The sequence below is a fragment of the Sphaerisporangium sp. B11E5 genome (genome assembly GCF_039871875.1).
GTDB lineage: Bacteria > Actinomycetota > Actinomycetes > Streptosporangiales > Streptosporangiaceae > Sphaerisporangium.
Genome location: NZ_JBDPMD010000009.1, coordinates 49,496 through 69,995 on the forward strand (window position 1 = coordinate 49,496; position 20,500 = coordinate 69,995).

At 71.7% G+C, this 20,500-nt stretch carries 18 protein-coding genes; 15 read left to right on the forward strand and 3 right to left on the reverse strand.

All coding sequences use genetic code 11. The annotated features are described in order from the left end of the window. Positions 1 to 60: 60 nt before the first annotated feature. Entirely contained in the window at positions 61 to 429 is a 369-nt protein-coding gene (locus tag ABGB17_RS11670) for a MerR family transcriptional regulator (protein ID WP_347628402.1), read from the forward strand. Positions 430 to 434: 5 nt separating this feature from the next. Here ABGB17_RS11670 and ABGB17_RS11675 read toward each other — a convergent pair whose 3' ends face one another. After that, entirely contained in the window at positions 435 to 1,442 is a 1,008-nt protein-coding gene (locus ABGB17_RS11675; protein ID WP_347628404.1) for a zinc-binding alcohol dehydrogenase family protein, read from the reverse strand. Beyond that, positions 1,439 to 1,867, reverse strand: coding sequence for an ATP-binding protein (locus ABGB17_RS11680; RefSeq protein WP_347628406.1), 429 nt, complete (start codon positions 1,865 to 1,867; stop codon positions 1,439 to 1,441). The genes ABGB17_RS11675 and ABGB17_RS11680 overlap by 4 nt, the downstream gene beginning before the upstream one ends. Before the next feature lie 219 nt (positions 1,868 to 2,086). On the opposite strand from ABGB17_RS11680, the gene ABGB17_RS11685 reads away from it, so the two are divergent. From ABGB17_RS11685 to ABGB17_RS11720, 8 genes are all read left to right on the forward strand, one after another. Next, complete coding sequence (locus ABGB17_RS11685; protein WP_347628408.1) at positions 2,087 to 2,956, forward strand: helix-turn-helix transcriptional regulator; 870 nt, start codon at positions 2,087 to 2,089, stop codon at positions 2,954 to 2,956. Beyond that, positions 2,956 to 3,159, forward strand: coding sequence for a DUF397 domain-containing protein (locus ABGB17_RS11690; RefSeq protein WP_347628410.1), 204 nt, complete (start codon positions 2,956 to 2,958; stop codon positions 3,157 to 3,159). The genes ABGB17_RS11685 and ABGB17_RS11690 overlap by 1 nt, the downstream gene beginning before the upstream one ends. Positions 3,160 to 3,240: 81 nt before the next feature. Continuing rightward, positions 3,241 to 4,227, forward strand: a complete 987-nt coding sequence (locus ABGB17_RS11695) for an NAD-dependent epimerase/dehydratase family protein (protein ID WP_347628412.1) — start codon at positions 3,241 to 3,243, stop codon at positions 4,225 to 4,227. A 56-nt stretch (positions 4,228 to 4,283) separates the two neighbouring features. Continuing rightward, positions 4,284 to 4,940, forward strand: a complete 657-nt coding sequence (locus ABGB17_RS11700) for a DALR anticodon-binding domain-containing protein (protein WP_347628689.1) — start codon at positions 4,284 to 4,286, stop codon at positions 4,938 to 4,940. 140 nt (positions 4,941 to 5,080) lie between these two features. After that, a complete protein-coding gene (gene lysA, locus ABGB17_RS11705; RefSeq protein WP_347628414.1) occupies positions 5,081 to 6,463 on the forward strand; it encodes a diaminopimelate decarboxylase in 1,383 nt (460 codons plus the stop codon). 89 nt (positions 6,464 to 6,552) lie between these two features. Continuing rightward, entirely contained in the window at positions 6,553 to 7,833 is a 1,281-nt protein-coding gene (locus tag ABGB17_RS11710) for a homoserine dehydrogenase (protein ID WP_347628691.1), read from the forward strand. A gap of 63 nt (positions 7,834 to 7,896) precedes the next feature. Continuing rightward, positions 7,897 to 8,997 (forward strand): family 2 glycosyl transferase, encoded by a 1,101-nt coding sequence (locus tag ABGB17_RS11715; RefSeq protein WP_347628416.1) that lies wholly within the window; start codon positions 7,897 to 7,899, stop codon positions 8,995 to 8,997. Continuing rightward, complete coding sequence (locus ABGB17_RS11720; protein ID WP_347628418.1) at positions 8,994 to 10,688, forward strand: glycosyltransferase; 1,695 nt, start codon at positions 8,994 to 8,996, stop codon at positions 10,686 to 10,688. The genes ABGB17_RS11715 and ABGB17_RS11720 overlap by 4 nt, the downstream gene beginning before the upstream one ends. A 108-nt stretch (positions 10,689 to 10,796) precedes the next feature. Here ABGB17_RS11720 and ABGB17_RS11725 read toward each other — a convergent pair whose 3' ends face one another. After that, positions 10,797 to 12,266: a glycosyltransferase gene (locus tag ABGB17_RS11725; protein ID WP_347628420.1), complete on the reverse strand. Its 1,470-nt coding sequence runs from the start codon at positions 12,264 to 12,266 to the stop codon at positions 10,797 to 10,799. A gap of 439 nt (positions 12,267 to 12,705) precedes the next feature. Here ABGB17_RS11725 and thrC point away from each other — a divergent pair, with 439 nt between their 5' ends. The 6 genes from thrC to rpmE all read left to right on the forward strand — a co-directional run bounded on the left by thrC (position 12,706) and on the right by rpmE (position 20,456). Further along, positions 12,706 to 13,764 carry a threonine synthase gene (gene thrC, locus ABGB17_RS11730; protein WP_347628422.1) on the forward strand — a complete coding sequence of 353 codons (1,059 nt, stop codon included), beginning with the start codon at positions 12,706 to 12,708 and terminating at the stop codon, positions 13,762 to 13,764. Between the two features lie 84 nt (positions 13,765 to 13,848). Further along, entirely contained in the window at positions 13,849 to 14,769 is a 921-nt protein-coding gene (thrB, locus tag ABGB17_RS11735) for a homoserine kinase (protein ID WP_347628424.1), read from the forward strand. A gap of 451 nt (positions 14,770 to 15,220) precedes the next feature. Then, the gene (gene rho, locus ABGB17_RS11740; RefSeq protein ID WP_347628426.1) at positions 15,221 to 17,158 is read left to right on the forward strand and encodes a transcription termination factor Rho; all 1,938 of its coding nucleotides are present in this window, start codon (positions 15,221 to 15,223) and stop codon (positions 17,156 to 17,158) included. A 760-nt stretch (positions 17,159 to 17,918) separates the two neighbouring features. Beyond that, positions 17,919 to 19,211, forward strand: a complete 1,293-nt coding sequence (locus ABGB17_RS11745) for a sensor domain-containing protein (RefSeq protein ID WP_347628428.1) — start codon at positions 17,919 to 17,921, stop codon at positions 19,209 to 19,211. A 57-nt stretch (positions 19,212 to 19,268) separates the two neighbouring features. Next, complete coding sequence (locus tag ABGB17_RS11750) at positions 19,269 to 19,916, forward strand: response regulator transcription factor (protein WP_347628430.1); 648 nt, start codon at positions 19,269 to 19,271, stop codon at positions 19,914 to 19,916. 321 nt (positions 19,917 to 20,237) lie between these two features. Then, positions 20,238 to 20,456 carry a 50S ribosomal protein L31 gene (gene rpmE, locus ABGB17_RS11755; protein WP_347628432.1) on the forward strand — a complete coding sequence of 73 codons (219 nt, stop codon included), beginning with the start codon at positions 20,238 to 20,240 and terminating at the stop codon, positions 20,454 to 20,456. Positions 20,457 to 20,500: the final 44 nt, after the last annotated feature.

Sequence of the window (20,500 nt, forward strand, 5' to 3'; positions counted from 1 at the left end):
TGGATTACGCTAAAACCTGACGCTGACGTCAGCTGCAAGTGTTGGGTGAGAGGTGTTTCCATGCGCATCGGCGAAGTCGCGGCGAAGTCCGGAGTGAGCGTCAGAGCCCTCCGCTACTACGAGGAGCAGCACCTGCTGACCGCCCGGCGCAATTCCGGCGGCCAGCGCCTGTACCCCGACACGGCCGTGACCCGTGTCCGCCTGATCCAGCAGCTCTACGCCGCCGGCCTCCCCAGCAGGACCGTCCGCCAGGTCCTCGCCGGTATCGACTCGGGAAAGGTCACCCCCGCCCTGCTGAGGAGCCTGACCGCGGAACGCGACCGGATCGACCGCCAGGTCCAGGACCTCCTGACCGCCCGTGCCCGCCTCGACGACGTGATCGCGACCACGGAGCGTCCCGGCCCCGGCTGCGTCCACGTGGACGCCTGACCCGCTCAGAACCCGGCGACGACGACCTTGCCGACCATGTGCCCGCTCTCCACCATCTCGTGCGCGCGGCGCAGCGTCCCGGCGTTGATCGGCTCCAGCGTCGTGGTGAGGGTGGTCCTGACCACACCGTCGTCGATCAGCTCGCCGACCCGCTCCAGCAGGTCATGTTGCGCGATCATGTCCGGCGGCTCGAACAGCGGCCGGGTGAACATGAACTCCCAGTGGAAGGTGATGCTCTTCGGCTTGAGGGGGAGCAGGTCCAGGCCTTCCGGCTCGTCGATGGCCGTGATCTCGCCCCCTGTTCGCAGGATCTCCGCGAAGGTCTCGATCGCGCCCCCGGTTCTCGGGGAGAAGACATAGTCCACGCCGTCCGGCGCGACGGCACGGACGCCGGCCACCAGATCGTGGTGATCGACCACCTCGTGCGCCCCCATGTCCCGCGCCCACTGCGCGGACTCGGGCCGTGACGCCGTGGCGACGACCGTGACGCCGGTGAGCGCGCGGGCGAGCTGGATCACCATGGATCCCACGCCACCCGCCCCGCCGAGCACCAGCAGCGTCCCGCCGCTCTCCGCGCCGAGCCGGAACCGCTCGAACAACGACTCCCACGCCGTGATCGTCGTCAACGGCAACGCCGCCGCCTCCGCGAACCCGAGCGACCGCGGCTTGTGCCCCACGATCCGCTCGTCCACGACGTGGAACCGCGCGTTCGTCCCCGGCCGCCCGATCGACCCCGCGTAGTACACCTCGTCCCCCACCTCGAACAGCGAGACCTCACCCCCCACCCCCGCGACGACCCCCGCCGCGTCGTACCCGAGCACCTTGACCCCCCCACCGGGATCAGCGGATCTCCGCACCTTGGCGTCCACCGGATTCACCGACACGGCCTCCACCCGCACCAGCAGATCCCGCGGCCCCGGCTCGGGCACAGGCAGCCGCACGTCCTCCAGACTCGCCTCGTCGGATATCGGAAGCGACTCGCGGTATCCCACCGCCGGCATCGTCTCGGTCATGTCTCCACGGTATGCACCGAGTGGACGAAGATCCGCTTCCACCTCGCCCACACGGTCTTGCCCGTCTGACCGGGAAGCGGGATGACGCCGCACTCGTCGGCCAACGCGGCCACGATGGCGAGCCCCCGGCCGTGCACCGCCTCGGGCCCCAGGTGGAGGCGCCGGGGCATCTCGGGACCCCGGTCGGTGACCCGGACACAGAAGTCCCGCGGCGTCGCCCACAACGAGACCCGGACGGGAGGAGCCCCGTGGCAGACGGCGTTCCCGAGTAGTTCCCCGACGACCAGCACGACGTCGTCGGTCAACTCCGCGAGTCCCCAGGCGCTCAACACCTCCTTCACCTGGGTGCGGGCTCCGCTGATGGCCGCCGGGTCGTGGGGGATCTCGAGTACCGCTGCGCGAAGACCGGTGGGGATCGGGGGCATGTGGACTCCTTCTGTGAGAGGAAGTGGCCGAAGCTGCTCGGCGCATCGCGCAGCGATTCGCGCCACCGGTTGCGGGCTTCGCTCCCGCACCGGGCTGTACTCCTTGTATCGTCAGCATCACGCTAGGCAATCGGATCGCGCAAGCGGGTCCGCAAATCGCGTGGCATATGTCGTGCAAGTCGCTTAGCTGGCTGAGGTGTCGTGCGGAGGGAGTCCGAGATGCAGGGTGGTAGTCCGACCGTTCGCCGGCGTCGCCTGGCGTCCGAGTTGAGGTGTCTGCGAGAGGGCGCGGGCCTCACGATGGAACAGGTTTCGGATCGGCTCGGCTGGTCGATAACCAAGATTTCGCGTATCGAGACGTGCAAGGTGGGTGTCACACCCAAGGACGTCGGGCGGCTTGTCGGGCTGTACGGACTCAGTCCGGTGAAGTTCGACGAGATCATGGAGCTGGCGCGGGACGCACAAAAGAAAGGGTGGTGGCAGGCTTACGGCGACCTGCCTTCCGAGTACGCCACCTACATCGGCCTCGAAGCGGAAGCCGCGTCAATTCGATGCTACGCGCCCGAAATCATTCCCGGCCTGATCCAGACCGAGGACTATGCGCGCTCGGTCATTCGGAATTCCCTGGTCATCACCCCGCCCGGGGAGATAGAGCGGCGAGTCGACGTGCGGATGACCAGGCAGAACCTGTTGTCCCGTCCCGTGCCGCTGCATCTGTGGGCCATTCTCGACGAAGCCGTGTTGCGGCGTACGGTCGGCGGGACCGCCGTCATGAACCACCAGCTCCGGCATGTCCTTAAACTGGCCGAATCCCCGCACGTCACCTTCCAGGTGCTCCCCTTCGCGGCCGGAGCCCACGCCGCGACGTCCGGCGCCTTCACGATCTTGGAGTTTCCCGACCACGGTGACCTCGACGTCGTATTTCTGGAAAATCTCACCGGCGGTCTCTATGTCGAGAGGGAGGTAGATGTTTACCGTTATACCCTGGCCTTCGACCATCTTCGCGCCAAGGCGCTGGATCCCGAGGACTCTTATCGCCTCATCGCGGAGATAGCCCAGGGGTACGACGACCTCCAAGGGATGGATTGATGTCTACAGTGGATTTGTGCCGGCAGATATGGCGTAAGAGTTCCCGAAGTGGCAACGGTCCGGACTGCGTGGAAGTCGCGTCCCTCCCCGGCGGTACCAGGGCGTTACGGGACAGCAAGAACCCCGGTGGTCCGGTTCTCACGGTGGGGTCCCCGGGGTGGATGACCTTCGTCGCCGACATCAAGGACGGCGGCCCGTCCTGAACCTCGGCGCTGCGCTCTCGGCGATTCCGCTCTCAGCGTGCTGTGGTTCCGGTCGGGGTGGGGCCGGGACAGGGTGAGGTCATGAGACTTCTGGTGCTGGGTGGGACGGAGTTCGTCGGGCGGGCCGTCGTGGAGGCGGGGCTCGGGCGCGGGTGGGAGGTGACGGTTCTCAACCGGGGGAGGAAGGGAGCGCCGGAGGGGGTCACCGCGCTTGTCGGGGACCGGACGGCGCCGGGCGGGCTGGACGGGCTCGCGGGTGGTGAGTGGGACGCCGTGGTGGACACGTGGTCGTGGGCGCCGTCGGCGGTGCGGGACTCGGCGCGGGCCCTTGAGGGGCGGGCCGGGTCGTACGTCTACGTCTCCAGCCGGTCGGTGTACACCTGGCCGACGCCCCGGGGCGCGAACGAGGACTGGCCGGTGGTGGAGGCGTCCTCCGGCGACGGGGGCGACGTGGACTACGCCCGTGCCAAGAGGGGCGGCGAGCTGGCCGCCGTCGAGGCGTTCGGCGACCGGGCCGTGCTGGTCCGCGCCGGCCTGATCCTCGGCCCGTACGAGAACATCGGCCGCCTCCCCTGGTGGCTCACCCGCATCGCCAGAGGCGGCCCCGTCCTCGCCCCAGGCCCGGAGGAACTCGCGATCCAGTTCGTCGACGCCCGCGACCTCGCCGAGTGGAGCCTCACCGCCGCCGAACGCGGCCTCGGTGGCCCGTACGACATGGTCAGCCCTCCCGAACACTCCACCATCGGCCAGATCCTGCGCGAATGCGTCCGCGTCACCGGCTCGGACGCCGAGCTCCGCTGGACGGCCCCCGACCCCATCCTGGCCGCCGGCGTCCAGCCCTGGACCGACCTCCCCATCTGGGTCCCCCCGGGCGAGATGCACGACTCCCTCCACCGCTCCGACATCTCCAAGGTCCTCGCCGCGGGCCTCCACTGCCGCCCGGTCGCCGAGACCGTCGAGGACACCTGGACCTGGCTTCGGTCCATCGGCGGCCAGGCCCCGCAGCGCCCCGACCGCCCTGCCGTCGGCCTGGACCCGTCCGTCGAGGCCAAGCTCCTCAACGGGTAGCGGCGCGCACGCGGCCCGGCCGGGCAGGCCGTCCCGGCTAGGCTGCGTGCGTGCTCATGGGGGAGTTGGCGGCCCTGCTCGGGGTGACCCCGGTGCCGCAAGGGGGATGGGAGCGCCGTGCGGTGCTCGTGGCCCCCGGCGTCCGAGCGCGGGCCGAGGACGTCGAGCGGATCCGTGGGGTCGCGGGGGCCGAGGTGCGGGCGAACGGGCTCCTGGCGGTCGAGGTGGCGGTGCCCGGTGATCTCGTGGTGGAGGTCCTGGGACTGCCGGAGGGGATTCGGGGCGAGGCGGGCGGCGCGGGATGGGTGGATCACCCGCGGACGTGGGAGAACCCGGGGTTCGTGGTGCGGTACGCGTACGCGCGGGCGGCGGCGGTGGCGCGGTGGGCGGCGGCACTCGGGGTGCCGGTCGCGACGGCCGAGGGGAGTGAAGGGTTCCAGGGGGAGCTGCTGGACCGGGCGGTGGAGCGGCGGGTGTTGCGGGTGCTCGCCGAGGTGTTCAGCCGGAGGGAGAAGGGGGAGGTGGGGCCGGCCTACCTGGAGAGGCTGGCGGGGGTGTATCACGACGCGTTCGAGGGTGCGGCGGCGGTTCCGCGGGGGGATGAGGCCGTTTCGGGGGTGCATGTGGCGCGGGTGCGGATGGCGGCGGCGGTGCGGTGGGTGCTGGGGGAGGGGATGCGGGGACTGGGGGTGGTGCCCCCTGAGAGGATTTGAGGTGGGGAAGGTGATTTAACGGTCAATTGGCGGCAAAGGGGGAGTCGTTTGGGTCTGCGGGGTGAAGATCTTTCTGGGTGGTGTCTCGTAGGGTGGTCATCAGGCGCGGGGGGATCAGGGGGTCGGATAGCCTCGTTCGGGTGAGTCGATTCGCCCATCCTGCCGGGGACCGGCATGCTGAGGTGTTGCCGGATGAGAGGCCGCCTCAGGCTCCCAGCGATCTCAACACCCTCATTCCCGCCATCTGGCCGCGAACGTCCGCACGGGTGGACGGCGCCGTCACGGTCGCGGGGGTGGACGTCCGGGATCTGGCGCGGGAGTACGGGACGCCGTTGTACGTCCTGGACGAGGATGATTTCCGGTCCCGGTGCCGGGACTACCGCGCGGCGTTCCCCGATGACGACGTCTACTACGCCGGCAAGGCTTTCCTGTGCAAGGAAGTCGCCCGCTGGGTCGACCAGGAAGGCCTCGGGCTGGACGTGTGCAGCGGCGGGGAGCTGGCCGTCGCGCTGAGCGTCGGGTTCCCGGCCGAGCGCATCGCGCTGCACGGCAACAACAAGTCGTACGCCGAGCTTGAGCGTGCGCTGCGGGCGGGGGTCGGGCGCGTCGTGGTCGACTCCTTCGAGGAGATCGCCCGGGTCGGGTACCTCGCCGAGCAGCTCGGGGTGCGGCCCAAGGTGCAGATCCGGGTCACCACCGGCGTCGAGGCGCACACCCACGAGTTCATCGCCACCGCGCACGACGACCAGAAGTTCGGCCTGTCGCTGAACAGCGGCGCCGCGGCCGAGGCGGTGCGCCGGGTGCTGGCCCTGCCGCAACTGGAGCTGGCCGGCCTCCACTCCCACATCGGCTCCCAGATCTTCGACACCGCGGGCTTCGAGGTCGCGGCCCGCCGTCTCGCCGTCCTGCTCACCCAGATCAAGGACGAGCACGGCATCGTGCTGCCCGAGCTGGACCTCGGCGGCGGCTACGGCATCGCGTACGTCGAGGGTGACGACGCGCCCGACATCAAGGTCGTCGCCGACGGGCTGCGCCAGATCGTCGCCCGCATCTGCACCGACGCCGGCCTGCCCGTGCCCCGCCTCACCGTCGAGCCGGGCCGCGCCATCTCCGGCCCCGGCGGCGTCACGGTGTACGAGGTCGGCACGGTCAAGGACGTCGAGGGCATCCGCTCGTACGTCAGCGTGGACGGCGGCATGAGCGACAACCTGCGCACCGCCCTCTACGGCGCCGACTACACCTGCGTGCTGGCCTCCCGGTCCAGCGACGCCGCGCCCACCCTGTCGCGCGTCGTCGGCAAGCACTGCGAGAGCGGCGACATCGTGGTCCGCGACGTGTGGCTGCCCGCCGACCTCGTGCCGGGCGACCTGCTCGCCGTCCCCGCCACCGGCGCGTACTGCCGGTCGCTCGCGCACAACTACAACTACCTGCCCAAGCCGGCGGTCGTCGCGGTCAAGGACGGCACGGCGCGGGTGATCATGCACAGGGAGACCGAGGACGACCTGCTGAGGGGGCAAGTGTGAAACCCGCCGAGCCGCAAGAGCCCGAGATCTCCCCCCAGCCCGGCCGCGGCCGGCACGAGAGGACCCGCGACCCCGAGGCGCCGCTGAGGGTGGCCCTGCTCGGCTGCGGCGTCGTCGGCTCCCAGGTGGTACGCCTGCTGCACGAGCAGGCCGACGACCTCGCCGCCCGCATCGGCGCCCCCCTGGAGCTCGCCGGGGTGGCGGTGCGGCGGCTCGGCCGCAAGCGCGACGGCGACGTGGACCCGGCCCTGCTCACCACCGACGCCGAGGGACTGGTGGCCAGGGACGACATCGACATCGTGGTCGAGGTGATCGGCGGCATCGAGCCCGCCCGCACCCTGATCCTTTCCGCGCTCGGCAGCGGCAAGTCGGTGGTCACCGCCAACAAGGCCCTGCTCGCCGAGGACGGCGCCACCGTGCACGGCGCGGCCAAGCGGCACGGCACCGACCTGTACTACGAGGCCAGCGTCGCCGGCGCGATCCCGCTGCTGCGCCCGCTGCGCGAGTCCCTCGCCGGGGACCGGGTGCACCGCGTGCTCGGCATCGTCAACGGCACCACCAACTACATCCTCGACAAGATGGACTCCACCGGCGCGTCGTTCGTGGACGCCCTGGAGGAGGCCCAGGCCCTCGGGTACGCCGAGGCCGACCCCACCGCGGACGTCGAGGGCTTCGACGCCGCCGCGAAGGCCGCCATCCTCGCCGGGCTGGCTTTCCACAGCCGCGTGACGGCCGCCGACGTGCACCGCGAGGGCATCACCGAGATCACCGCCACCGACGTCGCCAGCGCCAAGGCCATGGGCTACGTCATCAAGCTGCTCGCCATCTGCGCCCGCTCCGACGACGGCCGCTCGGTCGGTGTGCGGGTGCACCCGGCCATGATCCCGCGTGGCCATCCGCTCGCCGGGGTCCGCGAGGCGTACAACGCGGTGTTCGTGGAGGCCGAGTCCGGCGGCCAGCTCATGTTCTACGGCAAGGGCGCGGGCGGCGCCCCGACGGCCTCCGCCGTCCTCGGCGACCTGGTCGCCGTCGCCCGCAACCGCCTCGCCGGCACCCACGGCCCGCAGGAGTCGACGTACGCCGACCTGCGCGTCCACCCCATGGGCGAGACGGTCACCCGCTGCCACGTCTCCCTCGACGTGGACGACAAACCCGGTGTGCTCGCCCGCGTGGCCGACATGTTCGCCAAGCAGGACGTCTCCATCCAGACCGTGCGCCAGGAGGGCCGCGGGCAGGACGCCCAGCTCGTCCTGGTCACCCATCGGGCCACCGACGCCGCGCTCACGGAGACCATCGAGGGCCTGCGGGAGCTGGACATCGTGCGCGGCGTGCCGAGCGTCATGCGCGTGGAAGGGGATGACACGCCCTGACCCGTCCAGGGCGTGTACGGTCTGTCCCGGCACGGCGCTGGTCCGGGACGGAAAGGGTGGACGTTGGCAGAGGGTGACCCCGCACCGCTCGGCTATCTGCGCACTCCGGCGGCGGAGCCGGCCGATCTCGCCTTCGAGCGCGGCCGGCCCGTGGCGGCCGGTGAGGCCGTGGAGCCGCCGCTGACCTCGGCGGACGTGGTGCGGCTGCGGCCGTACGAGGGTCTGCGGGTGGTGTGGCCCGGCGGGCGGGACGGTGTGCTCGACACGGTGCTCCGGCTCGCCGCGGCGGGGGTGCCCGTGTACGCGGACGAGGTGCCGGCGTGGGTCAAGGAGGCGGACGCCGAGCTGGCAGGGCTGCTGACGTCGTGGGCGCCACCGCCGGCCGACGCCTCGGTGCGGTCGGTGCGGGACCTGCGGCGTGAGGAGCACAGCGTGCGGCTGCGGCGGCACGCCCTGCGTACCCCTCTCACGCGCCCGGTGAGCGTGGTGATGTGCAGCAAGCGGCCGCATCTGCTCGGGGCGGCGCTCGGGCAGATCGCGCGGCAGCGGCATGTGGACGTCGAGGTGGTGCTGGGGTTGCACGGGGTGCCCGCGTCGCATCCCGAGGTGCGGGCGGCCGTGAGGGCCTTCCCGCTGCCGCTGACCGTGGTGGAGGCCGGCGGGGCGGCGCCGTTCGGCGAGGTGCTGCGGGACGTGGCGGCGCGGGCGTCGGGGGACGATCTCGCGAAGTGGGACGACGACGACTGGTACTCGCCGGAGCACCTCGCCGACATGGCGCTGGCGCGCGGGCACTCCGGGGCGGACATCGTGGGGACGGCGGCCGAGTTCTTCTACCTGGAGCCGCTGGATCTGACGGTGCGGCGCACGGACTACACCAGCGAGGTGTTCTCCGACCACGTGGCCGGGGGGACGATCTTCGTGTCCCGGGAGAAGTACCAGGAGATCGGGGGGTTCGAAGGGGTGACCCGGGGGGTGGACTCCACGTTCCTCAAGAGCGCCCACGCCTCCGGCGCGCGGATCTACCGGGCGCACGGTCTCGGGTACGTCCTGCGCCGCACCATCGCCGAGGACCACACCTGGCGCCTTCCTCTCGCCCACTTCCTGCGGGTCGCGGCCAACCAGTGGCGCGGCTTCCGCCCGAGCCTGATCCTGGAAGCCTCATGATCCCCCGTGTGCCCGCCGTGCCCGGCGGTTCCGACGTCGCCGTGCCCACCGTGCCCCGGGTCCGTGGCAACGACTACACCGTCCTTGACCCGCCGGCCCTCGGGGGCTTCACGCCCACGCTGCGGGTCAGTGTCGTCATCCCCGCCCACAACGGGCAGGAGGCGCTGGACCTGGTGCTCGCCGGGCTGGCGGCGCAGACGTATCCGGCGGAGCTGACCGAGGTCGTCGTGGTGGACAACGGGAGCAGCCCCCCGCTGCGCCTGCCGCCCCTCCGCCCCGACGGGACCCGGCTGATCGTCTGCGAGACCCCCGGCCGGGCCGACGCGCGCAACGCCGGTCTCGCGGCGTCCACGGGGGACGTCGTGCACTGGCTGGACTCCGACGTGATCCCCGACCGGCACGAGGTCGAGGCGCACATGCGGTGGCACCACACGGCGCCGTACCTCGTGGTGACCGGGTACCTGCGGTTCACCACGGCCTCGTTGCCGTCGCCTGAGGTGATCGCGTCGGGCGGGGATCTCGCGGCGCTCTTCGAGCCCGCGGAGCCGCATGAGTGGCTCGTGGACCTGGTGAGCCGCACCAACGGGCTCACGGACGCCGCCGGGCGGGCGTTCAGCCTGCACGTCGGCGGGGCCACGTCGGTCGCGCGGGTGCTGCTCGACCGGGCCGGGCCCATGGACGAGGACCTCGTGCTCGGGCAGGACACCGAGATGGGGTACCGGCTGGGGCAGGCCGGTGCGGTGTTCGTGCCCGAGTCGCTGGCGCGGGGCTACCACCTCGGGCCGTCCATGCGGATGCGGGACAAGCGGCTGATCGACCGGGTCAGCCACGCCACCATCGCCGACCGGGTGCCGTCGTACCGGTGGCTGCGCACGCATCCCGCGCGGCAGTGGAAGGTGCCGTACCTGGAGGTGGTCGTCGAGGCCGGCGGGTACGAGGACACGCGGGCCACCGTGGACGCCGTGCTCGCGGGAACGGTCCCTGACGTGTCGGTGCTGCTGGTGGGGCCGTGGGAGGGTCTCGCGGCCGAGCGGCGGGCGCCGTTGAAGGACCCGGCACTGGATCTGGTGCTGATCCGGGGGCACTACGCGTACGAGGGGCGGGTGCGGCTGGTCGAGTCCGTCGCCAGGCGGGGGGCGCCGTTCCGGCTGTGCCTGCCCGCTGGGTGGGTGCCGGGGGAGGACACCCTGGCGCGGTTGCTCGACCTGGCGGTGGACGACGGCCACGGGTTGATCAGCGTGCTGTTGTCCGAGTCTTCTGAGGGCCTGGTCACCGCTCGGCTGGAGCGTTGTGCCGCCTTCTGCCGGGCCTCGCTCGTGGCGTCCGGCGATCTCGACGACGCGGTGGACGACGTCTTCGGGAGCCTGTGGACGGATGGGGAGACCTGGGGGTTCGTGCCGGCCGAGGGGGCTCCCGCCGCCAAGGGCCGCCGTATGGCTTATCGCGCCCGGCTGGACGCCGAGGCTGAGATCGCACGGTTGACCAAGGAGGTCGAACGCCTCCGCGGGCAGGTCGGCAAATGGCGCGAGGAGTCGGCCCGGTGGCGCAAGTCGGCGGTGGATCTCCGCCGGGAGGTGGGCACCCTGCGCCGCGAGGTCGGCGCACTGAAGTCCAGCCGCATCCGCACGGTGATCAAACGCATCTCGGTCCGCCTTCCCCGGCGGCCCGGGGACGCCCAGCCTCTGCCGTAGCGGACGGTCGGCCGCCGTACGGCGGCGCCGGGTTCGCCGTACCACGTCCCGCCGTCGCGGCGCCGATGAAGCTTCGTCAGGGCGTGGCGGAGCGGCGGGGCGGGGCGGTCAGCGGCCGCGCAGAGGGAGGCGGAAGCGTCGTGTGGGTGGCTTGGGCTGGGGAGGTGGGGGAGTTTGCTTGGGTGTGGGCCAGAAGCGGGTGGCTGGGTGGTGGAGGACGCCGTGGGTCTGGGCTATGACGTCGTCCAGGGGTTCGGTGGGGGTGGTGAGGTCACGGGCGCGGTTGAGGGCGTCGGTACGTTCCAGGCGGGACGTCCGGCCGTCGGGGTGGGTGGCGACCAGGAGGCCGGCGCGGTGTTCCGTCACCAGTTTGATCATTGATTCGAGGGTGCCGCGGGCCAGGGGGATGTCGAGGGGGCCCACGTAGCGGAAGGGGACGGGGGCGGGGTCGAGGGCCGGGTGGGCCGTCAGGTGGACCGACGGGTCGTGGCGGAAGTGTTCCTGGATGAGGCGGTGTTCCAGGGCCGGGTCGCCGAGCACGGGGTGGCGGGACGCGTCGGGCCACGGGGCGGTCAGGGTGACACGGACGTCGGGGACGGTGCCGGTGAGGGCGGCGGCGACGGCCTCGCGGGCCTGTGGTTCGGTGGCGGCGGTGGCGTCCAGGACGACCTCGACGTAGGGGACGAGCCAGCGGCGGCCGGGCTCCTTGCGCAGGTCGCGGCGCAGGGGGACGCGGTGGGCCAGGTAGGGGGTGACGACGCGGACGATCGTGTCGCCGTCGACGCGCTGCGCGGGGAGGCCGAGGTGGACGGCGCGGGCGGAGAGGTCGGGGATGAAGACGGCGCCGCTCATGGCGAGGCGGTAGGCGAACTCGGTGTCCTGGCCGCGCCGCACCTCGGGGTCGAAGCCGCCGACGCGGCGGAACAGCTCACGGCGGAACGACACGGTGGGGCCGGTGCAGACGTGGTACGGGTTCTTGCTGGTCCGCAGCCCGTCCAGCCGCCGGATCGTCGCCTCGGTGGAGCTCGGCACGGCCTTCTCCATGTCGAACAGCGAGTCCAGCTCCCCGGCGGCCACGGCCGACCGCACCTGCGCGGGTGTCAGCGGCGGCTCCTCGGCGAACACCTTCCCCCCGATGGTGACCACCTGGTCGGTGAGGTGGTGCCACCGCATCAGCGCCTCGATGTGCTCCCGGCAGATCACCATGTCGGCGTCCAGCCGCTGCACGACGTCACCCGACGCGGCCGAGGCCCCGGCGTTGAGCGCGTGCGAGGCCCCCCAGCCGCCGTCCGGCGCTCTCGTCAGCCGCGTGCCCTCCGGGCGGATCTCCGGCAGGCGCAGCGGCGGCGCGCTGCCGTCGTCCACCACGACGACCTCCATCAGCTCCGCCGGATACGTCTGCGCGGCCAGCGAGGCGAGGGTCAGGTCGAGCCGGCCCTGATGGCCGTGCGCGGGGATGACGACGCTGACGGTCAGGGAGGGCGTCCACGCGCCGAGCGGGGGCGGCGTCAGCGGGGAGTAGTCGTTGTGGCGGATCCTCGGCCGGTCGCCCGGCGCGGTGGCGTTGGTATCTGCCATGAGAGGAAAGCCCTTGTCTCCTTCGGGAACAAGCCGGCGGGTCCCTACCCACCGAACACCTAAAAATCTGGGAGATCCGCGATTACTGCTCCCAGTCGGAAAATCGACTCTATCCACTGACTCTGGGAGCTTCATGTGAGGCGGCACCGCCAGGCACGGGGACTTCGCCGCGAAGCCCCGGTGACATCGGGGTATAGGTACGGTTTCACCCTGTGGACAGACGCGCGCCCCGCCGTTCCGTGACCGTAGACTCGGTGTCCTGATACCGCTGCCTTGCGCGGTGTCCGCGAACGTTCACCGGGCCGCCGTCACGGCGCCGATTCGTCGTCACCACCGGCACGAGGAGGCGGCCCCCGGGGCGGCGCCGTGGCCACCGCGCCGGGCGGACCCATGGATAAGCCCCGTCCGTGCGAGCAGGGCCGGGGCAGGAGGAGCGGCGATGTTGACGGCGTGGCGTGGCCTGATCGAGGAATACCGTGACCGGCTTCCCGTGACCACGACGACGCCCGTGGTCACCCTGCTGGAGGGCGGCACGCCGCTGCTCCCGGCCCGGCGGATCTCCGACCTCACCGGATGCGACGTCCATCTGAAGGTCGAAGGGCTCAACCCCACCGGCAGCTTCAAGGACCGCGGCATGACGGTGGCCATCAGCAAGGCCCTGGAGGAGGGTGCGAAGGCGGTCATCTGCGCCTCCACCGGCAACACCAGCGCCTCCGCCGCGGCCTACGCCGTGCGCGCGGGCCTGACCTGCGCCGTCCTGGTGCCGCGCGGCAAGATCGCCATGGGCAAGCTGGCGCAGGCGCTCGTCCACGGCGCCAAGCTGATCCAGGTCGACGGCTCGTTCGACGACTGCCTCGACATGACGCGCAAGCTCGCGGAGAACTACCCCATCGCGCTGGTCAACTCGGTCAACCCCCACCGCCTGCAGGGCCAGAAGACCGCGGCGTTCGAGATCGTCGACGTGCTCGGCGACGCGCCCGACGTCCACTGCATCCCGGTCGGCAACGCCGGCAACATCACGGCTTACTGGATGGGCTACCAGGAGTACGCCGCGGACGGCGTGGCCACCCGCACGCCCCGCATGCTGGGCTTCCAGGCCAGCGGCTCCGCGCCGATCGTCAACGGCGCCCCGGTGACCCACCCCCACACCATCGCCACCGCGATCCGCATCGGCAACCCGGCCTCCTGGAAGCTCGCCGAGGCCGCCCGCGACGAGTCAGGCGGCGACATCCAGTCGGTCACCGACCGGCAGATCGCCGCGGCGTACAAGCTGCTCGCCCAGGAAGAGGGCGTCTTCGTCGAGCTCGCCTCGGCGGCGAGCGTCGCGGGGCTGCTCCAGGCGCGGGAGCGCGGCATGCTGCGCCCGGGCCAGCGGGTGGTGTGCACGGTGACGGGCAACGGCCTGAAGGACCCCGACTGGGCGATCGCCGGTGCTCCGACGCCGGTGACCATCCCGGTGGACGCCTTCGCCGCGGCCGGCGCGCTCGAGCTCGCCTGACGTCACCGAGGCGTACCGATGCGTACCGAGGCGTACTGAGGCTTACTGAGGCGTCCCCGAGGCGTCCCGAAGCAAAGGAAACGCATGGCAACGATCCCGTCCGTCGTCGTCCGCGTGCCCGCGACCAGCGCCAACCTGGGCCCGGGGTTCGACTCCCTGGGCCTGGCGCTCGGCCTGTACGACGAGGTGGAGGCCGCGCTGACCGGCGACACCGCCGAGGTGGAGGTCGAGGGCGAGGGTGCGGGCGAGCTGGACACCGGCGAGGGGCATCTCATCGTCCGCGTGATGCGCGCGGCGTTCGACCGCGCCGGGGTGCCGCAGCCCAAGGGGCTGCGCCTGCGTTGCCTCAACCGCGTCCCGCACGCGCGCGGCCTCGGCTCGTCGTCGGCGGCGATCTGCGCGGGGCTCCTCGCGGCCCGCGCGCTCGCCGCCCCGGAGCTGACGGACGACGACGTGTACGCGCTGGCGGCCGAGATCGAAGGTCACCCGGACAACGTCGCTCCATGCCTATTTGGGGGACTTACCATCGCATGGACTGACATGTCCGGATTTCCCGGTAAACTGGTGCTGAGCCCACACGAAAGCGTTCAGCCTCTGGTGTTCGTGCCGAGGACCCGGCTGTCCACTGAGGAGGCGCGTGGGCTCCTGCCGAAGGAAGTGCCGCACGCCGACGCCGCGGCCAACGCCGGACGCGCCGCCCTGCTCGTCGCAGCGCTCACCCAGCGACCGGAGAGCGGGGTGCTTCTCACCGCCACCGAAGATCGTCTGCACCAGGCTTATCGCGCGCCTGCCATGCCGCAGACCGCTGACCTGGTGAAACGGCTACGTGAGGCGGGGGTGCCCGCCGTCGTGTCGGGAGCCGGGCCTACCGTCCTGGCGTTCACGACAACGGACGCCCGTGATTCGATTGATTCGATCGCGTCGGAAGTGGGTAGTGACTGGCACATCCAGCCAATGAACGTCGACCGGTCCGGTGCGCGCGTTCAGTTTCCCGAGACACGCTGATGCATCTTCGACCTTCAAGGAATAGCAGTGTGCGCTGGTGATGTTAGGCTGATAGCCGCACCAGATGCCCCCGTTGCGGGTGCGTGCTTGTCAGCCATACATCGCCGCGTGGCGCCCCGTGCCGTAAGGCCCGGGCCGCGCAGCGGGCTTCCCGAATTCCTCGCCTCCGCTTGGCCCACAACCGGTTGGCGCGTCGAGAAGCGGCGTACTCGGGGACTTGCGCGTTCGACTGACATCGACATCTGGGCGGCGGTAACCAGCCGGGGGGCGACCCCCGGGCCCCCAACGGCTCGCGAATCTCAACGGTGACGGCTACGTGCCGGTTCGACGCACCGGCTTCCCGACACCTACGAAGTTCGTTCGGCCCGACCCGGTCTGTCCCGCCGGGTCGCATCACCGGGACGCCAGGCTGATTGTGGCCGGCGCCCGACCCCTGGGAAGGACCTTTTAGTTGAGCGACACCACCGAACTCCTCTCCGACACCGGCGCAGCGCCGGTGGCCGGCGACACCCCCACCCGCGCCGCGGCACGGCCGCGCCGTCGCTCCGGCACCGGCCTCTCCGCCATGGTGCTCCCCGAGCTTCAGGCTCTGGCGTCGAGCCTCGGCATCAGCGGGACCGGGCGCATGCGCAAGGGCCAGCTCATCGCGGCGATCCAGGAGAAGCAGGGCGTGAGCGCCGACGGCGCCGCCGCCCCCGCCGCCGAGGCGCCTGCCGCGCCCGTCGCCGCCGAGGCGCCTGTCGAGCGCCCCACCCGTACCCGCAGGGAACGTTCCCGCCCGGCCGCGACGGCTGCTGAGCCCGTCGCCGAGGCCCGGGACGAGCGTCCCGTCGTGGCCGAGACGCCCGCCGTCGAGCAGGCGCCGCCCGTCGTCTCCGCGGCGCCCGACGCCGTGCAGGCCGCGCAGTCCGAGACCCGGCCCGACCGGGGCGAGTCCCGCCGCGAGCGGGGCGAGCGCGGCGAGCGCCGTGGCCGCGACCGCCGGGAGCGGGGCGACAACCGCCCCGACAACCGCAACGACAACAGCCGCCCCGAGCAGCGCGCCGCCGAGGCCGGCGACCGCCGCGAGCAGGGCCGTGACCAGGGTCGCGACCAGGGCCGTGACCAGGGCCAGGGCCGCGACCAGTCGCGCGACCAGGGCCGGGACGCCCAGGGTGACGACGACCGCCGCGGACGCCGCGGGCGGTTCAGGGAGCGCAACCGCCGGGGCCGCGACCGCTTCGACGCCAACGAGCCCGTGATCGGCGACGACGACGTGCTGATCCCGATCGCCGGCATCCTCGACATCCTCGACAACTACGCGTTCGTGCGCACCAGCGGCTACCTGCCCGGCGCCAACGACGTGTACGTGTCGCTGGCCCAGATCCGCCGCAACGGCCTGCGCAAGGGCGACGTCATCACCGGCGCCGTGCGCCAGCCCCGCGACGGCGAGCGCCGCGAGAAGTTCAACGCCCTCGTGCGGCTCGACACCGTCAACGGCATGGACCCCGACCAGTCGCGGAGCCGTCCCGACTTCAGCAAGCTCACGCCCCTGTACCCGCAGGAGCGGCTGCGCCTGGAGACCGACCCGAACATCCTGACGACGCGGATCATCGACCTGGTCGCGCCCATCGGCAAGGGCCAGCGCGGCCTGATCGTCTCGCCGCCCAAGGCCGGCAAGACGATGGTGCTGCAGGCGATCGCCAACGCGATCACCCGCAACAACCCCGAGTGCCACCTCATGGTCGTCCTCGTCGACGAGCGTCCCGAAGAGGTCACCGACATGCAGCGGTCGGTGAAGGGCGAGGTCATCCACTCCACCTTCGACCGTCCCGCCGAGGACCACACCACCGTCGCCGAGCTCGCCATCGAGCGCGCCAAGCGGCTCGTGGAGCTCGGTCACGACGTGGTCGTGCTGCTCGACTCCATCACCCGCCTCGGCCGCGCCTACAACCTGGCGGCCCCGGCGTCCGGGCGCATCCTGTCCGGTGGTGTCGACTCCACGGCGCTGTACCCGCCGAAGCGCTTCTTCGGCGCCGCCCGCAACATCGAGAACGGCGGCTCCCTGACGATCCTCGCCACCGCGCTGGTCGAGACCGGCTCCAAGATGGACGAGGTCATCTTCGAGGAGTTCAAGGGCACCGGCAACGCCGAACTGAAGCTCAACCGCTCCCTGGCCGACAAGCGGATCTTCCCCGCGGTGGACGTCGACGCGTCCGGCACCCGTAAGGAAGAGATCCTGCTGTCCAAGGACGAGCTCCAGATCGTGTGGAAGCTCCGCCGGGTCCTGCACGCCCTCGACATGCAGCAGGCTCTCGAGCTGCTGCTGGAGAAGATGCGCGAGACCCAGTCCAACGCCGAGTTCCTCCTCCAGGTCCAGAAGACCACGGTCAGCTCCGACCGCGACTGATCCCGCACCACCACGACGAGTTCCGTACCCCGGCGGCGACCCCGGCCCACCGCACCGGCCGGTCCGCCCCGGCGCGCCCACCCGGGGACCCAGGGCACCCACGGAACCCGTCCCACGGGGAGAACCACCGACCGGGGGCCGACGACGGCCGGCACCAAACCGCGCCGCCGTCCGTCCCCGGCCCCTCCGGGTCCCCACCTCCGACCGCCGTGCGTTCCCGGCCCCCTCCGGGTTCCCGGCTTCGGCCGCCGCGCGTTTCAGGGCTCTTCAGGCCCCCAGCTCCGGCTGCCGTGCGTTCCCGAATGCCCTTCCGGTCCTTAGCTTCGGCCGTCGTGCGTCCCCGAACCTCTTCCGGGTCCCCAGCTTCGGCCGTCGTGCGTCCCGGGTCTCTTCCGGGTCCCCAGCTTCGGCTGCCGTGCGTTCCGGCCCCCTCGCGAGTCCTAGCTTCGGCTGTCGTCCGTCCCCGGACTCCTCCGGTCCACCTTCGGCCGCGTGTCGCGCGTGAGCCGGCGACGTTGCCCGTCCTGGGATCCCTTCCGGGTTCACCGCATGCGCGCGTGAGCCGGAGGTGCGGCCTGTTCCGTGACCCCTTCCGGGGGCTCCGCGTTAGGTTGTCTGTACCTGTCGTCACGGTGGGGGGTGGGGGTGGCCCTACCCCGGGACTGTTGCTCACCGGATGGTGTCCGGCGGTGCGGGTTGGCAGGCTGTGGGGGTGGGTCGGAGGCGGCCCGGTGCCGGGCTGGGTGGAGGGGAGAGGGCCATGACGGCGGGGGCCATGCGGGCCGGGGGGTCGCTGCGGGAGCGGGTGCCGTTCGGGCCACGGGGGCCGATCGGGTTGTTCCTTGATCCGCTTACGTGGCGGGCGGCGGTTTATCTGCTGTTCAGCGTGGTGCCGGGCATGTTCTGGTTCACCGCTCTGGCGGTCGCGGTCTCGGTGTCCCTCGGGTTGCTCATCGTCTGGGTCGGGCTGCCGTTGTTCCTGCTGACCATCCTTTGCTGGCGGGGCGGGGCGATGCTGGAGCGGCGGCTGATGTGGCCGGCGTTCGGCATCAGCATCCGTGATCCCTACCGGCCGTGGCCGGACGCCGGGTTCGTGCGGCGGCTCACCTGGTTGCCGTCGGATCCGGCGACGTGGAAGGACCTGGGGTACCTCCTGCTGCTGTTCCCGCTCGGGCTCGTCGAGTTCACGCTCTCCGCGGTGTTGTGGTCGTGCTCGATCGGCTTCACCGCGCAGCCTGTGCTCGTCCTGCTGGGCGTGCCGACCTCGATCACTCCTGAGTTGGTGATCGACACGGTGCCCGAGTCGATTCCCTGGATGCTCCTCGGGCTGGCGTTCACGGCGGGCACCCTCTACGTCGTCCGGGGCATGGGGTGGCTGCACGGCATGCTCGCCGTGGCGCTGCTCGGGCCGGGGGACGAGGAGCAGGTCACCCACCTGCGGGCCAGCCGGGCCCGCGGGGTGGACGCCGCCGAGGCCGAGCGGCGCAGGATCGAGCGGGACCTGCATGACGGCGCACAGCAGCGGTTGCTCGCCGTCGCCATGGACCTCGGCCGCGCCCAGGCCAAGATGGAGTCCGACCCCGACGAGGCCAAGGAACTGCTCGCCCAGGCCCACGCGGGCGCCAAGGCCGCCATCGCCGAGCTGCGCGACCTCGCCCGGGGCATCTACCCGGCCATCCTGACCGACCGTGGGCTGGACGCCGCCTTGTCCGCGCTCGCCGCCCGTGCCCCCGTCCACGTGAGCGTGACCGTGGACATCGACCACCGGCCCCCGCCCGCCGTGGAGAGCATCGCCTATTTCGTGGTCGCCGAGTCGCTCACCAACATGGCCAAGCACTCCCTCGCCACCGAGGCCTCCGTCCGCGTCGCCAAGGAACGCGACCACGTCCTCGTCGAGATCTACGACAACGGCATGGGCGGCGCCGTGGCCAGCCCCGGCGGCGGCCTCGCCGGCCTCGCCGACCGCGCCGCCACCATCGACGGCACTCTGACCGTGCACAGCCCACCCGGCGGCCCCACGGTGATCTCGGCCCGGTTACCGTACGAGTGGTGAGGACAGTGGTGGTGCCGGTCCGGCCGGCGTACGGATGGTGAGGAGATTGGACCGCCTATGCGGGTGGTGATCGCCGAGGACTCGGTGCTGCTGCGTGAGGGCCTGGTGCGCCTGCTCGCCGACGGGGGAATCGACACCGTGGCCGCGGTCGGGGACGGGGAGGCGCTGGTCGCGGCGGTGCGCGAGCACGAGCCCGACCTGGCGCTGGTCGACGTCCGCATGCCGCCCAGCCACACCGATGAAGGGCTGCGGGCCGCGCTTGCGGCCCGGACGCTGCGTCCGGGGCTGCCGGTGCTGGTGTTGTCGCAGTACGTCGAGGAGCACTACGCCACCGAGCTGATCGGCCGGGGGGCCGCCGCCGTGGGATACCTGCTCAAGGAGCGGGTCGCCGACGTCGCCGAGTTCCTGGAGGCCGTGCGTCGCGTCGCGGCCGGCGGCACCGTGCTGGACCCCGACGTGGTGACCCAGCTCCTGAGCCGCCGCCGTCAGGGCAACGCGGTGGGCTCCCTCACCGCCCGCGAGTCCGAGGTCCTCGGACTGATGGCCCAGGGCAGGTCCAACACCGCCATCGCCGGCCGTCTCGGCGTCACCGAGGGCGCCGTGGAGAAGCACATCTCCAGCATCTTCGGCAAACTCCGCCTCGACCCCGCCCCCGACGACCACCGCCGAGTCCTGGCCGTCCTCGCTTACCTCGGCCACACCTGACCGCCCCGGCGCACACCGGAACGCCCCGGCGCACACCGGAACGCCCCGGCATCGCCCCGGTACGCCCTGACGCCACACCGGAACGCTTCGGCACCACATCGGAACGCCGGTCTTCCCTCTTCGGCCCGCTCCGCGCACGGGTTCGCCGCAGGGACGCGGCCAGGTGGGGACGGCGGGAATGCGGGGTGGGCTGGGGAGGTTACAGGATCTGGCACACTGGTAGCCGGACAACGGCGGTTCCGGTTCACGCCCCGCGTTCCGTCCGACAGTGACGGTGGAGCGGTGAGGCGACCCGGCGGCCGCGACCAGAGAGGAAAAAGCATGAAGCCCGACATTCACCCGGAGTACGGCACCACTCAGGTGACCTGTAGCTGCGGCAACAGCTTCACCACGCGCAGCACCGCGAAGAACGGCGTCATCCACGCCGACGTCTGCTCCGCCTGCCACCCGTTCTACACGGGCAAGCAGAAGATCCTGGACACCGGTGGCCGGGTGGCCCGCTTCGAGAAGCGGTTCGGCAAGAAGCCCGCGAGCAAGTAGCTCGGCGCGAACGCCGGTCCGGATCACGCCCTGTCATGGGGCGT

Coding starts and splice junctions, on each gene's coding strand:
- ABGB17_RS11700 (WP_347628689.1), top strand. CDS start 4,284: ATGGGGGAGTTGGCGGCCCTGCTCGGGGTGACCCCGGTGCCGCAAGGG.
- thrB (WP_347628424.1), top strand. CDS start 13,849: ATGGCAACGATCCCGTCCGTCGTCGTCCGCGTGCCCGCGACCAGCGCC.
- thrC (WP_347628422.1), top strand. CDS start 12,706: ATGTTGACGGCGTGGCGTGGCCTGATCGAGGAATACCGTGACCGGCTT.
- ABGB17_RS11725 (WP_347628420.1), bottom strand. CDS start 12,266: ATGGCAGATACCAACGCCACCGCGCCGGGCGACCGGCCGAGGATCCGC.
- ABGB17_RS11720 (WP_347628418.1), top strand. CDS start 8,994: ATGATCCCCCGTGTGCCCGCCGTGCCCGGCGGTTCCGACGTCGCCGTG.
- ABGB17_RS11670 (WP_347628402.1), top strand. CDS start 61: ATGCGCATCGGCGAAGTCGCGGCGAAGTCCGGAGTGAGCGTCAGAGCC.
- ABGB17_RS11675 (WP_347628404.1), bottom strand. CDS start 1,442: ATGACCGAGACGATGCCGGCGGTGGGATACCGCGAGTCGCTTCCGATA.
- ABGB17_RS11685 (WP_347628408.1), top strand. CDS start 2,087: ATGCAGGGTGGTAGTCCGACCGTTCGCCGGCGTCGCCTGGCGTCCGAG.
- ABGB17_RS11695 (WP_347628412.1), top strand. CDS start 3,241: ATGAGACTTCTGGTGCTGGGTGGGACGGAGTTCGTCGGGCGGGCCGTC.
- ABGB17_RS11750 (WP_347628430.1), top strand. CDS start 19,269: ATGCGGGTGGTGATCGCCGAGGACTCGGTGCTGCTGCGTGAGGGCCTG.
- ABGB17_RS11690 (WP_347628410.1), top strand. CDS start 2,956: ATGTCTACAGTGGATTTGTGCCGGCAGATATGGCGTAAGAGTTCCCGA.
- ABGB17_RS11745 (WP_347628428.1), top strand. CDS start 17,919: ATGACGGCGGGGGCCATGCGGGCCGGGGGGTCGCTGCGGGAGCGGGTG.
- ABGB17_RS11680 (WP_347628406.1), bottom strand. CDS start 1,867: ATGCCCCCGATCCCCACCGGTCTTCGCGCAGCGGTACTCGAGATCCCC.
- rpmE (WP_347628432.1), top strand. CDS start 20,238: ATGAAGCCCGACATTCACCCGGAGTACGGCACCACTCAGGTGACCTGT.